This window comes from Thiothrix subterranea, assembly GCF_016772315.1.
GTDB lineage: Bacteria > Pseudomonadota > Gammaproteobacteria > Thiotrichales > Thiotrichaceae > Thiothrix > Thiothrix subterranea.
On record NZ_CP053482.1, the window covers coordinates 550,377 to 564,219 of the forward strand.

Here is a 13,843-nt window from a genome sequence, read left to right on the forward strand (position 1 = left end):
AAAGGAGCCGTCATGAAAGCAGACTGGAAAAACTTTCTTATTGATCACGGGGCAGAATTCGCAGGCGATTCACTCATCTCCTTTGGTAATCCCGAACGCGAGCGCCGCATCCCGCCACAAGGCGCGATTCTTTGTGACCTTGCACATTTCGGTCTCATCAGTGTCAGCGGTGAAGATGCCACCACTTTTTTGCAAGGTCAGTTGACCAACGACATTAACCAAGTCAGCGACACCCAATCCCAACTGAGTGCGTATTGCACCCCCAAAGGACGGGCATTAGCGACGTTTTTTATTACCAAGCGCCAAGGCATTTACTACCTCAGCGTAGCGCGTGATTTGCTCGAACCCATCCTCAAGCGCCTGCGTATGTACGTGATGCGCTCCAAAGTGGCGCTCGAAGATGCCAGTGCCAGCTTGGTACATTTTGGATTCGCCGCCCCCGACGGTGACAAGCGTTTGCAAGAAATCCTCGGAAAAGCACCGGCTCAGGCTTACGAAACCTTGCAAATCAATAGCCTGACGATTATGCGTCAACCGGCGCCAATTCCGCGCTTCAAGATTTTAGGCGAATTGGATGAAGCCCGAAAACTGTGGGAACGCCTCAACGTTAATGCCGCTTGCGTCGGGCGCAGCAGTTGGGAATATTTCAACGTCATGTCCGGCGTGCCAATGGTGACGCAAGCCAGCAGCGAAGCGTGGGTTCCGCAAATGCTGAATATGCACCTGATCAACGGTGTCAGCTTCACCAAAGGCTGTTTCCCCGGTCAGGAAATTGTTGCACGCCTGAAATATCTGGGCAAAAGCAAACGCCAGATGTACCGGATTGGTATTCCACATTGCGTTAATGTCCCCGCCATCGGCACTAACCTTGCCAGCGATGCGGACGCAGAGGCAGGCACGATTCTCAATGCCACCCTGAATCCCGATGGTTACGTCGAAGCTTTAGCGGTAATGAAAATTGCAGAAGCAACCAAACCATTGCACTTGGGTGAATACAAGGTCAACGTTTTAGAATTGCCTTACGCGCTGGAAACCGAGTAAGTGTTAGGCGTTGTGCCTAGCAGTTGCTGGTATGACTGGATGACAGCATCCAAACTGTAACGCGCGGCAACCCGTTGTCGCGCTTGCTGCCCCAAGCATTCGCGCTGTTCAACCGCTTGATGCAAAACGTTTGACCAAGCGTTTGCTAAGGCTGCGGCATCAGCCACGGGCACAATCTTTCCGGTATCTGCCACAAATTCGGCAATATCGCCCACATCGGTTGCCACACAAGGCACACCCAGTGCCATCGCTTCTGCCAAAAATAGTGGGAATGCCTCGCGCTGTGAAGACAAGGTGGCAATATCCAATGTGGCAATCAAGCGTTGTGCATCAGTCCGCACCCCCAACAAATGCACCTTCGCACGATCAGGCAATGCCTTCAGCAACGGTTGTAGCGCTGGATTGTGAGTATCCATCCCCTCACCCGCTAATAAAAAATGTACATCCTCACCCCTTTCTTGATACAGGCGAATCGCATTCAACAAGTTCGGAATATCTTTTTCCGGCACGTAACGGGTCAAACTCCCAATCACTCGCGCATTGGTCGGAATGCCTAGTTCCTGACGCACACTCACGTAATCCGCTGCTTGTTCACGGTTATTGCCCAACGGAATCCCATTAGCAATCACTTGCGCGTGTTTCATGGCATAACCCAATTCCGCATGACGCTGCATACTCCGGCGCGATACGTATACAATGTGATGCGGGAAACGTGACAACCAGCGCCCTGCTTTGAGTACCAACGCATGTTGCGCCCGCTCCAAGGTCGCTTTTTCGGGGGTATGGTGCATTCCCCACAGCAAAACCGGGCGGCAACCCGCAAACAACCATGCCAGCGTCGCGAATAGATTACCGTGGTGCATCCAGCCATGAATCACTTGCGGCTTGATTTTCCGCACCAAACCAAACAAACGCGGTAGCAACCAAGGTAACTTCGCCAGCCGGTTTATCCCCAAGACATGCACCGGAATCCCCGCTGCGGCAAACTGTTGCTGCACACCCTCGACTTCCACCAACGCAATCACCACCGGCGCATAATCGCGACTGAAGTCGGAACTCGCCAAATTCAACAAGGCTTTTTGCGCCCCGCCGACACTCAGCGAGGTGATGATGTAGAGCATGGTGTTGCCCATGTGAACCTCGCTTTGATTAATTGCCGTACCTGACCAATATCCAACAACCACACCAAGACCGCGTAGCTTGCCATCCCCAACAGGATTTTTAACACCACCACATACGCATTATGCACAGCTAAAACAGGTATCTGCTCCATCAGCGCATACATCCCCACCGCTGCCAGCAAAATTTTTCCGATGTCCAACACAGGAATGTTTAACGCGAAATATTGCCTGCCAAGGTAATAGCCATACACCACGCAAATCAGGTAAGCCGCCAGCGACGCCAACACCGCCCCTAACAAGCCGTATTCAGGAATCAGTACCAAATTCAGCAACACATTCACCACGGCTGCCACACCCACCACTTTGACCGCACCGGCGGTGTATTCTGCCAACTGAAACGCCAGCGACACGTAGAACAAGTAGGTGCAATTCGCCAAAATCGCCAAGCCAATCCACGGCAATAAACGCAGCGAAGAGGGTACAAACTCAGCACCCACCAACAATGGAATAAACGCCTCAGCAATCCCCAACAAACCCAAAATCGCTGGAATCGACACCCCCATCAACAACACAAAATACTGTTGAAGCCGTGCCTCTGCCTGCTCGCGCCCCGCTTGTTCCAAGGTACGAATCACCAGCGGATACGCCGCCAAATTCAGTGAACTGGTCAACATCATTAAAATCTGAAACGGCAAATTATACGCCACCGCATATTCCCCCGCCTGCGCATACCCCAACAACCAACCCACCATCACCCGATCAGAGGCATGGATAATTTCCAACAATACAAACGACAAACTTAACGGCAAACCGTAGACCAACAACGCTTTAAGCACACCGCGATCCAACTCACGCCAAGCAGGACGAAAATGCCGCCACAACGCCCCCGACAATACCAATACCAACAAAACGCCCAGCACCACGCCGCCAATCGCGCCCAGCCACGCATATCCTAGCCACACCAACAGCAATCCGCTGCCCATCGTCAACACAGTGCGCCCAACTTCTGCCCACAAATAGTGATTTACTTTTAAGGTAATGGAATTAATGCGCTGATACGCCTCATAAAATGCTGAACTCAAAAATACCAGAAAAAAGCCTGTCGCCACCGCAACCTGCCCAGTTAACCACGCAAACAATGCCGCCAGCACGCCCACCAGTAACGCAATCACCAACACCGATACGCTGATTAAATGTTCAACCGCCCCCGCGCTCAATTCCTGCTTATCCCAAAAACGCATAATGCCGACGTACAACCAGCCAAACGCAAACAAACTGACACTCGATGCCACCACCAAAATGGTGGTAAAAATCCCGTATTCCTCAGCCGACATCCAGCGCGTATACGCCGCCAACACCACGAAACTCGCCAACGCCGGAGCCAATTTTGCCAACAAATAAATCAAGCTGTGTTTAACGTACACGATGTAACGCTCTCATGCGGCTAACCACGCATCCGCCACCGCCACAATATCATTCGCTCGCACGGATTCCTGCGCTTGTTGCCGCAACCGTTCGCGCTTATCATCATCAAAAAACAGCTCATCAATTCCCGCTGCCAGTGCCGCCACATTGCCTTTTTCCACCAACAAACCGTTCTCACCGTGACGAATAATTTCACGCGGCCCCGTCGGGCAGTCGGTAGACACAATCGGACAGCCCAAGGACAGCGCTTCAATCAATACCAGCGGATAGCCTTCATAATCGCTGCTCATCACCTGAAATTCGGCTTTCGCCATGTATTTGTAAGGATTCGCATCAAACCCCACCAAGACCACCCGCGCTTCCATGCCCAACGCTTTAATTTTCTGCTCCAGCAATGTTTGTTGCGAACCACGCCCCACAATCAACAATTTACAGGCTTGTTGTGCCTTGCTGCGGGCGAACGCTTCAATCAGTAAATCAAACCGCTTTTGCTTTTCCAAACGCCCGACCCCAAGGATAAAACGCCCTTCAAACCCAAGCGTTTCCTGCGATTTTTCACGAATCAGCCGCGTATTCACCGGGTTATAAATGCAATTCACATTGCTTAAATGCGCCTGTTTTTCGAGTAAATTCTGCATTTGCCGTGACACCGCAATCACCCGTTTCGCACGCGGATACAACCAGCGAAACGCCAGCCATTCGCTGCGCGTCATGGTGCCAGGATCAAGGTGGATGGAAAGCACGGCATCCGAGCAAGCCAGTGCACACGGCACATTTGCCGCTTCCAAAAACGAAAAGATATGATCAAACTTTTCACGTTGAAATAACTGACGGAATTGCCATGCGCGTTGCAACAACAAACTAATCTGGGTAAACAGCCCGCCTTGGCGTTCGGGAATATCCAAATTAATCATCCGTACCGGCAACTCGTAGCGCGTAATCTCAGGCGGCAATCGCGCAAACTTAATCACCGTGACCTCGTAATTACGCTGACGAAACTCCTCCGCCAGATCCACCGCGACCTTTTCCGCCCCACCGGGAGCAGCCAGTTCAGCAATGACAATAGCGATCTTTTTCATGTTGTCAGGGATACCTTATTGGAATATTTCGCATTAGCTGCGTTATTTTTAATATAAAAATTCAGTGCAGTCAGGGTATAGGTGAACCAAATGTACATCCGGTCTTGCAGCGTCAGCGACATTTGCCCGATCGCCACCACCAATAACATCAACAGTAACAGCCAACGTTCATCGCCCGGCAAGCGCCATGCCAAACTCAGCACAATGCCGATCACCGTCAAATACAACACCACGCCAACAATGCCCTGCTCAGCCGTAATCGCCACAAAACTGTTATGCGCCGTATAGTCGACATTGTACGGGTTGATAATGCGCCGGAAAGACCCTAAGCCGTGACCATAAAGTGGGCTTTCTTCCCATTCCTCATACGCATTCGCCCATATTACGCTGCGCTCATTCAAAGTACCGCTGGAAATTTCCTTGCCGGTCGAAAAGATGCGCTCAATGGTTTTTTGCGGAATCACATTCGCCACCGCAATCAACGCCACCACCATCACCAGCCCACTGGCGGCTTTTCCCAACACACCCGCCCGCAAAATCGTCGGCAAAAATCCGGCGAATCCCAACACCATAATCACCGCCCCCGTGCGCGATCCCGTGATCAAAATCGTAAACGCCGCCGCAGGCAAATACAGCCCCCCCAACAAACGCCACCACCACGCTTTGACCTGTGTCAGCAAATAAATCGCCAACGGTATCACCATCGCCAATTTAACCGAGACCTCATTGGCATCGAATTGCTTGATTTCATGACGCACCGTATTCGCCGTGATTTGGTAATCTTTGACCATCAAATACACCAGCCAAAACGATCCCAACACCAAAGCGATATACAGCTTGTTAACATCCTGCACAGTTGTGACCAATTGAAATAGCAATAAACTGATCATCAAGATATACAGATTGCTTTTTAACGCTTGATCACTGCTCACCGCTTGCGTGGTTTCATAAGGAACGGGCATTTCCGACCAGGTATACGACAACATCACCCACGCCACATACAACAACACTGCCGTGTGAAACACCCGCAGCGCATGAAGCCCATTGCCCATCATCAACAACAGCGCCGTCAAACCAAACGCCATCAACCCCGCGATTTTCACCAGCGACATACCCGCCACTTCCACCGCACCGTCGGTGGGCAAAGCGAATACCAACACCATCATGAAAAATACCGCCGCGTTATGTACATGATTCATAAACTTGCCAAACGCTCGCCCAATGCCTGCCGGACTTGCATTAGTAACGCAGGCTGGTTATCCCAATCGCCGAAGTGACGCGCAATACGCCCCAATTGCTGATTCACAAATTCGGTTTCACCGACCTGCAACAGCAAATCGATGTACATATAATCTTCCACCGAGGCGCGTATCCATTTCAGCCGCAACGACGCGAACGGCGCGTCAACCCCCGTTTGCGCCCGTTTCGCGGGGTAAACCAACAAACCATCCCCATTGAATACTATTCCCGGCGGATTATCGCTGATGAAACTTGCCGCATCCTGCCAAATATCGGTATTTTCCGCCCATGCCAACGTATCCCAATAGCCCAAACCCGTCACGCCATAACGGTGAAACAACCAGGTCGGAATCCGGTAATTAATCGCGGGAAAATCCAATTGCCACACGGGAGGATAATTGCCCTTTAACACATCGGCACGCGGATTGAGTTGCTGATACGCTTTGAAATCCAGCACTAAAGCAGTGTATGCCCACACCTCCTCACCCGCTGCCAAGCGCTGTGCCGTGACATTTTTACCCAGATGATCCACATCGCGCCACAAGTCGTAGAACTTCGGAATCCACACATCCACCGCCCCGGTCAACGAACCCAACGCAAGGTCTTCATTTAAGGGCGGCTCACTCACCTGATAGCGAATTTTTTCACCTTTTGGCAAGGGCATTTCATCGAAAAACGCCCCCCAGCGCCGCGCATACGCATACGCCTCACGGGTATCCGGCTCATCCACAAACGAAGGATCGGTGTAACACCGCTCTGCGCCTGCGTGTGCCGCACACCAACCGGCATACTCCCGCATAAAACGCTGCGCCTTATCCCGGTCTTTACCCAATGGATCAGCAAACGGGTAACTGTCCGCAAACACATAGGTATACGCCGTAGCGTGCTTGTCCTGCATGTAATGACGCATGTTTTCCGTGACCGTCCCCAGCCCCGCAAATTCACGCTGAAAATCGGGTTTGCCATCCGCATCGGCTTCGGGGGAGGCATCCCACAAACTTTCCGGCGACAAATAATGATCCAGCATGAAATCGTTGTAAGCACGAATCAAACGGTTATCCGCCGCCGTTTCTCCCGTGCGCTCAAACCCGTAAATCTCTGCCACCCGATAGCCATTCGTGCCAAACACCGTGCGCAACGGCGAACGCGCAGGCAAAGTAAAATTCCACACCGTCAATTGCACCGGCAATTCGACTGATGCCACCCCATCCGCACTCACTGTCACGTTTGCGTTGTACACCCCCGGCTTGGTATCAGCAGGCACATGCACATCCACCCACACCGGCAAGTTTTCACCCGCACTCAAATTCTGTGGGAATGCCCGATAAGCGCTCGTCACGTCAGGAGAAGTATTTGCTGCTGGCAATAAAATATCCGGCCATGACTGCGGTGCATACGGCGAATGCGGAGATGGCGTACTGACTTTCACATACCGTTCCCGAAAAACCTCCACCTTATCAATTACATCACCCGCTGCATTGCGTAACGGCGACAGGTTCACCCGCACATTCTCCGCTCCCGTTTGCCCCGCCGTAATGACAAACTGGAAACCTTCGTACTCATTACGGGCAGCGAAAATCGCCACACTATCCGCCCCCACCACTGGCTCGAACGGCGCAAAACGTTCCAACACGCCAATCGCTTTCACCTGCAAATCCGGCACTGACGGCTCAGGGGAACAAGCGCTCAATCCCAACGCCAGCCACACGTAGCCGTACCAAGATTTCAGAGTGCCAGCCATTGCTCTGCTACCTTTTCAATATCCAGATACTCCACAGAGAGAGCGGCATGTTGTTGAAACTGTTGATGTAAATTTTCATCGAGACAAACCCGATCCAAGGCGATTGCCAGTGCTTGCGGATCATTTGTCGGCACTAACAAACCATTTTCGCCATCACGGATAATCTCACGCGGCCCGGTTTCACAATCGGTCGAAATCACCGGACGCCCCAGCCCCAACGCTTCAATCAAAATCACCGGAAAGCCTTCGTGCAAACTCGACAGCACCAAACACCGCGCCTTCGCAATATACGGGTAAGGGTTGCGCATAAATCCCGGCATCAACACCTGCGCTTCCAGCCCTAAGCGCTTAATGTGTTGCTCCAAGCTCGCCCGTTCTGAACCCTCGCCCAAAATCAATAGTTTAAACGTTTGCGAAGCCTGTGAATGCGCGTAAGCTTCTAACAAACTGGGGAAGTTTTTTTCAGGACTCAAGCGCCCTGCCGCCACAATATAAGCGCCATTCACGCTAACAGCGGGACGTTCCGTCGCCAATTCACGGATGCGATACAAATTCACCGGGTTATACAAACAATTAATATTTTGCAAACCCAAGTGTTGCTGGAAAATACGCATCCCCTCTCTGGAAACCGCGATCACTTTTTTCGCACGCGGGTACAACCAACGTGCAAACAGCCAATCAAACCGCGTAAAGTTGCGCTCAGGGTTACAATGATTCGCCGCAATGGTTTGGCGACTCGCCAAAATGGCAGGAAAGCTGGCATGTTCCATCACGCTGATAATGGTATCAAAATGCCTTACGTTAAAAATGCGCCGAAGCTGACTGGCACGGTCTAAAAAATTGAATACCTTGGGCAAAAACCCCGCTTTGGAAGGACACTGAATGTCAATCAGCTCCCCCGCATACGGGTAATAGCGCTGCCTGCCATCAAACAGAATCAGCGTCACGTCATGCTGCTTAGCAAATTGGAAGGACAAATCAGACACCACCTTTTCTGCGCCTCCCATGCCCAGCGAGTAAACCACCAAGGCGATTTTTCTGCGCACTGTCATGAACTGATCACCAGCGGTTGGCTAAAAAAACGGTTTAACTTCACCACCCAACGATCCACGATCCCCAAACGCCGATGCACATGCACCGCATCCGCCACCGATACTGGCGAACTCACGCCCAACGTGTGCATTCCATTCATATCGTGTTGACCATCAGGCAGGTAAGCACTGACCAGTTGTTCGCGGTAGGTATTCACATCCAGTTGCTGAATCCGATTAATATTCAGGCCACGCCCGTAGGTTCCCGCGCAATTTTGTGACGGTCGATACCACTCCCCTGCTGCGTTAAAAATACGCCCCGCCGGACGCGCTCGTGCCGCACTTGCCACCACCGGATTTTGCGGATGCGCCTGCCATTGCGTGCTCAAAGGGTCATCCGCATGAAACAAATACAAGGCTTCACTGGGCGAACAGCGTTGATCGTGGCGCATACTCGCAAACAGCCACCAACGTCCCTCGTATTCCATTAAGGTCGCATCGTAAGCTTCCACGCCTGTCATCAGGTTCTTCTCAAACACCCAACGGTGCGGAAAGTCTTCGCAACGGTAAACCTCCACCGTGTGATTGCCCGCCGTTTCAGGAATCATGTAATAGTTACCCTGATGCTGAAACACAAACGGATACGACAGGTGGTAGGACTTTTCCAAAATAGTCACGGGTTCAGTATGCGAACCGTCGGCATTCAAGCGCACGCAAGCCAAATGCCCAATGCCCCGTGCGTAAATCAATTCCTCAAAAAACACGTATTGCTCACCGGCGTGCTCGACCACAAACGGGTCAGCCCAAAAGCGATCACGCGGCGGAAGCCATTTACGAAATTGTTCCAATGCACCCGCCTCGGTCACTTGTCCAGTGGCTTTGCTGAGCAAAATCCATTGTTCTGCGCGAAACAGGGAAATGAATAATTTATTGAGGAAATTGCAGAGGTAACGCCACAACACTTGCAGGGTTGTTACCGCCCCAAGGCTGACTGACTTCGTGGGCGGAGCTAAGGCTAATGGCTGCATACGCGCTGTAACGTTCTCGAAGAACGTCTTTTCCCCAAGATTCAGCAGTTCTTGAAGGCGCTGGGGCAGAAAATCCACCATTTTCCAAAGGGTGCGCTCAACCCCACGGTTAATGGATGCACCATCGGTGCTAGTCGTGGCAGCAAAAATATACGCTGGAGCCGTGTTACCAGCGGTCCAACGCTCAATCCCTGACAGAATTTCTGCTTGCTGATTCACGTATTCACGTATGCCGGTGTAACGGTCGGAACGCTCAAATGCCTGACCGAAAAAGTGCCGCCATACTCCGTATTTAGCCGCACCAATCAATTCAGGCAAGGGTGCTTGCGCACTCAAATCAATCACCACATCCAGCGCTTGCTGTTCAAGTAAAGTGTGGTAGCGCTTGCCACCCGCATCACACACGTTCACATCCCCCAGCAAGTTCAAAAAACTGGTGGGTTGTTGTGCCGCTACCGGGCATTTGAATAACTTACCGTCAATATAATGCAGCGTATTCAATAAAGCGGCATTAATACGCTGTAACAGCGTCAAGGCAACCGGTTGGCGAAACACAACCATGACCAAACGCACACCACCGGATGCGAGTAAACGCTCCAACATTTGGTACTGCCAAGCAGCCATGTATTCGCCCTCTACGACCAGGGCAGCCCGGAAAGCGTTCACAGACATTACGACGCTCGCTTACTATTTTAGTCATTGTTACGGATGAGTTATGTCATTGCGCCACCTTGTACATAAGCGGCAGCGGTGGAATAAGCCACTCTAAGAAATTGCTTATCCTGAACACACGGAATGATCACCTTGCAGCGGCTATCGGCTAATTGATAAATCAAGCGTTGCAACCGCTCAGTATTAGTACTGCGAATACTCTCATTCACCAAACCAACATCCACACGTACCAAAACGGGTTTCACCACTTGGGCAAATTTCAGCGCTTGGGGTGAATCTGGCAGGCCATCAATCGCCAATCGTACACCAAGTGCTTTCAACAACTTAATGACTTTGCCCAGTTGCGCGAGGTGTGCCATGCAATCCTGATAGGGGAATGCCAATACAATGCGTTTTGCCGCATCCGGCGCAGCATTCAACAACTCGACGACCCGTTTTAGCTCGGTTTCATTATTCAGAATTGCACCGCCTACGGACACAAAAACCAGATAACTGGGCTTTTCATGCCCCTGAGATGACAAACGCAACACCACTTGCCCAAGATTCCAGTAATCCAGCCGGGAACGCCCGCCACCATTGCCTAATTGTTTGACTAGCGCGGCATAGTTCAATTGCTGTGCTTTTTGCTGAAATTCGGGTTCTGCCAAATAAATGCTGGGCAAATTTTCCTTCATGCGTTGAAGTTTGTGGAACACCATTTTCATTCCCGCCACGGTTGGCGGCACCAGCGGCGCAACGGCTCTCGGTGATGCTACGGAGACTTCGGCGGGCGCAACGCGGGGCGCAGGCGCATGTTGCAAGCGCTGCTCAGTCGCCTCCCAAGGGTTATCTTGTTTACGCAACGACACGCCTTTCAGCATATTGCGTTCCAGTGGGCGCACGTGTAACTGCGTGCAACGCTTGCCTTTCAGCACCGCAGGAATGAAGCGGATTTCTGCCCGCATCCGTTCACCATCCAATGTGCGCAAGGTAATCAGTAAGCGGTTGGAAGGCTTGCTACCGACATCCGCCGCCTTACTCATGGCTTCAAAGGTTTTGCGCTCCGGGGTATCCACCAAATGCGCTACTGGCATGGAACGCACTTCCGCCATGCTTTCAAACCCAAATAAAGTCACATAAGCGTTATTCGCATACAAATGCATTCCCTGAGAAATATACGCAATCGCTTCCCACGAATAATCCACCAACCAATGGCAACGTAACTCCGCCACCCCCAGCAAATGTTTGCAGTCACGAAAATCTTGTTTAATCGCGGAATAACGCAGCAAAAAATCAATGTATTGGGAGAAGTATTCCAAATCATTCAGCGGCAAAATGCAGGATTCAACGCCCATCAACCAAGTCGTCAAACCTTGCCATTCATCCCGTGCCACCCACACCAGCAGCGTATCGGGCGAATAACGCTGCAAGGTTTCCAGCAAATCCGTCGCCGGTTTGGTTTTTTCATGCGGGCAAAACAACAGGTGCGGCTGAAGCTCCTGCAACACGGGGATCAGTTGCTGCACCGATGCCACCTGTTTCAGCTCCAGCAGCACATCAGAGTGGCGCAACGCCGCATCTAACGACGCCGTTACTTCCACATCCTGATCAATGACAACACAATGTATCTTCTGCTTTCTCATACCACAGAAGATACGCATCACCTCCGGCTAAACCTACATAAAGACCGATTATCGAGTATGACTAGGGGATGAACTGCATAACGGACGGTTTAAAGCGACTGCCACAATGACGTAAAGTCATCCTCATCTTCTTCCAAGGTCTTATCCGCCAACGTGGTAAAGCGAAAATAAGCAAACGCCCCCAAACACTCATCCAGCAGCACCAAACGCACCCGCTCTTCACGCTCGGCAAATTCCAACCGAATTTCATCGCTGGCTTGGAAGATATACGCGGGCAAAATCAACGCAGGATCAGGCCGCACGCCTTCAATGCTGGGCAACATTAAGCCTTCCACCGGCATTTTTTGCGTCACCTGACGGTTGAGCACTTGCAACACCGATACTTCCATGATTTTGGTGGACAGCAATTCAACGCCACAACACAAACCTTTGGTAGCGACAAACTCCATCCACTTAATCACCCCAATCATCCATACCGAACTGTCATCACCGAGGTCACGCAATGCTACAATTTCGCCAACCCGTGCGCCCGACACTTCCTTGCCTTCCCAACGCAAACCGTAACCGCCCACGCTGGTATTCATCACGCGCCAGGTTTGGATACACGCTCCCTCATCCTCCGCCACCTGCTGAATCACCGCTTTGCGTGCTTCACCCTCGTCTTCGTAATCGCTGGCCATGAACACATTGAACAACATGTCTTCGGCTTCCGCATCTTCACTCACCTCGGTTTTCTGCGCACGGCGAATCACCGATAACACGTCGGGCATCCGCGTGACCATGCCAATCTGCGCATTTTTCGGAAAGCGGTTATAACTGCGATTCTGTACCGCCGTCAGGTGATAAATCACCCGTTTCGCCAGATTGCGGCTCAAGCCATCCTGAAGCATCATCGCGGGTACGCCCTTTGCCTCCAGTTCACGAATATGCGCATCCATCTGCGCCACCAACACGCTCAAATTCAGCACGCGCACGGTCGGGGAATGCGGCAAATCACTCGACAACATCATCACTGCCGGTTCATCGCTGTTGAGAATGGCAGCATGAACATACGCCCCCACCTGCTCCCCGCTGGTCTCCCGCGCAATCGTCACCAAATGCGTGTATTGCGTGAAATACTGCACCAAACGCGCCACTTCCCCCTGCCGCAAGCAATAGGGTTTAGCCAGCGCCAACAAATTCATCTGGGTGTAACGGGTTTCAATCGTCGGTGCACCGGGAACAGCATCCCGCAACGCGATTTTTTCCACCCCATTTTCAACCGCCAGCAAATAGAGGTGATGAATGTCATGCCACAAGGTTTCGCGAGTGCGCACATAGACCGAATACGTGAGCAACAGCACCTTGCCCATGAAATCCAACGCTCGATAAATTGCCAGTTGCAAGGCTTTTTTATTGCCCTCTTTTTTGGTCATCATATCCAGCGCCGCGACCTGATACGACCCTGCAAACTCCAGCATCAACGATTGCGTCAGCTCGAAAATCTTCTGACTTTTCAAGGTTAATGGAAAGGCACGCGCTTCAAGATGACGCTGCAACGCTTCCAGCGCCACATCGACGGCAGGGCGTAACATTTCACTAATTTGTAACCGCGCCATCGCAGGCAATGCCCGCCGGTTCAAATCCACCAGACCGTGAAAAATGCGCCGTGTGGTTTCACCGGGGTCGGTTAATGGCAAGGCGGCAATCCAGTCACGCGCCTTGCTGGGTGACAGGGGAATAAACCGATGGTTGGAAATCTGCGCTTCGTCGGTAGCCATGTTCGCTGTGTCCACTCTTATTTTTTATGTATTTGCCGAGTGTAGCAGTATTCCAGACAGCAGACGAACACGAGGCGATAATCG

The 13,843-nt window shown here is 51.7% G+C and carries 10 protein-coding genes; 1 reads left to right on the top strand and 9 read right to left on the bottom strand.

The annotated features are described in order from the left end of the window. Positions 1 to 12 precede the first annotated feature (12 nt). Positions 13 to 1,041 carry a CAF17-like 4Fe-4S cluster assembly/insertion protein YgfZ gene (gene ygfZ / locus HMY34_RS02695; RefSeq protein ID WP_202717781.1) on the top strand — a complete coding sequence of 343 codons (1,029 nt, stop codon included), beginning with the start codon at positions 13 to 15 and terminating at the stop codon, positions 1,039 to 1,041. On the opposite strand, the gene HMY34_RS02700 is transcribed toward ygfZ, so the two are convergent. The 9 genes from HMY34_RS02700 to HMY34_RS02740 form a co-directional block, all read right to left on the bottom strand. Further along, positions 1,020 to 2,174, bottom strand: coding sequence for a glycosyltransferase (locus HMY34_RS02700; RefSeq protein WP_202717782.1), 1,155 nt, complete (start codon positions 2,172 to 2,174; stop codon positions 1,020 to 1,022). The genes ygfZ and HMY34_RS02700 overlap by 22 nt on opposite strands. Further along, the gene (locus tag HMY34_RS02705; protein ID WP_202717783.1) at positions 2,138 to 3,586 is read right to left on the bottom strand and encodes an oligosaccharide flippase family protein; all 1,449 of its coding nucleotides are present in this window, start codon (positions 3,584 to 3,586) and stop codon (positions 2,138 to 2,140) included. Before HMY34_RS02705 ends, HMY34_RS02700 begins: the two co-directional genes overlap by 37 nt. 12 nt (positions 3,587 to 3,598) lie before the next feature. Next, positions 3,599 to 4,666 carry a glycosyltransferase family 4 protein gene (locus HMY34_RS02710; protein ID WP_202717784.1) on the bottom strand — a complete coding sequence of 356 codons (1,068 nt, stop codon included), beginning with the start codon at positions 4,664 to 4,666 and terminating at the stop codon, positions 3,599 to 3,601. After that, a complete protein-coding gene (locus tag HMY34_RS02715) occupies positions 4,663 to 5,865 on the bottom strand; it encodes an O-antigen ligase family protein (RefSeq protein WP_202717785.1) in 1,203 nt (400 codons plus the stop codon). The genes HMY34_RS02710 and HMY34_RS02715 overlap by 4 nt, the downstream gene beginning before the upstream one ends. Beyond that, entirely contained in the window at positions 5,862 to 7,646 is a 1,785-nt protein-coding gene (locus HMY34_RS02720) for a glycoside hydrolase domain-containing protein (RefSeq protein ID WP_202717786.1), read from the bottom strand. The genes HMY34_RS02715 and HMY34_RS02720 overlap by 4 nt, the downstream gene beginning before the upstream one ends. After that, on the bottom strand, positions 7,631 to 8,698 hold the full coding sequence (locus HMY34_RS02725) for a glycosyltransferase (RefSeq protein WP_202717787.1): 1,068 nt from the start codon (positions 8,696 to 8,698) through the stop codon (positions 7,631 to 7,633). The genes HMY34_RS02720 and HMY34_RS02725 overlap by 16 nt, the downstream gene beginning before the upstream one ends. Then, positions 8,695 to 10,329, bottom strand: a complete 1,635-nt coding sequence (locus HMY34_RS02730) for a glucosamine inositolphosphorylceramide transferase family protein (protein WP_202717788.1) — start codon at positions 10,327 to 10,329, stop codon at positions 8,695 to 8,697. Before HMY34_RS02730 ends, HMY34_RS02725 begins: the two co-directional genes overlap by 4 nt. Before the next feature lie 89 nt (positions 10,330 to 10,418). Then, a complete protein-coding gene (locus HMY34_RS02735; RefSeq protein ID WP_202717789.1) occupies positions 10,419 to 11,999 on the bottom strand; it encodes an EAL domain-containing protein in 1,581 nt (526 codons plus the stop codon). Between the two features lie 89 nt (positions 12,000 to 12,088). Next, a complete protein-coding gene (locus tag HMY34_RS02740) occupies positions 12,089 to 13,759 on the bottom strand; it encodes a cyclic-di-GMP receptor FimW-related protein (protein ID WP_202717790.1) in 1,671 nt (556 codons plus the stop codon). Positions 13,760 to 13,843: the final 84 nt, after the last annotated feature.

Coding starts and splice junctions, on each gene's coding strand:
- ygfZ (WP_202717781.1), top strand. CDS start 13: ATGAAAGCAGACTGGAAAAACTTTCTTATTGATCACGGGGCAGAATTC.
- HMY34_RS02700 (WP_202717782.1), bottom strand. CDS start 2,174: ATGGGCAACACCATGCTCTACATCATCACCTCGCTGAGTGTCGGCGGG.
- HMY34_RS02710 (WP_202717784.1), bottom strand. CDS start 4,666: ATGAAAAAGATCGCTATTGTCATTGCTGAACTGGCTGCTCCCGGTGGG.
- HMY34_RS02715 (WP_202717785.1), bottom strand. CDS start 5,865: ATGAATCATGTACATAACGCGGCGGTATTTTTCATGATGGTGTTGGTA.
- HMY34_RS02720 (WP_202717786.1), bottom strand. CDS start 7,646: ATGGCTGGCACTCTGAAATCTTGGTACGGCTACGTGTGGCTGGCGTTG.
- HMY34_RS02725 (WP_202717787.1), bottom strand. CDS start 8,698: ATGACAGTGCGCAGAAAAATCGCCTTGGTGGTTTACTCGCTGGGCATG.
- HMY34_RS02730 (WP_202717788.1), bottom strand. CDS start 10,329: ATGGCTGCTTGGCAGTACCAAATGTTGGAGCGTTTACTCGCATCCGGT.
- HMY34_RS02735 (WP_202717789.1), bottom strand. CDS start 11,999: ATGAGAAAGCAGAAGATACATTGTGTTGTCATTGATCAGGATGTGGAA.
- HMY34_RS02740 (WP_202717790.1), bottom strand. CDS start 13,759: ATGGCTACCGACGAAGCGCAGATTTCCAACCATCGGTTTATTCCCCTG.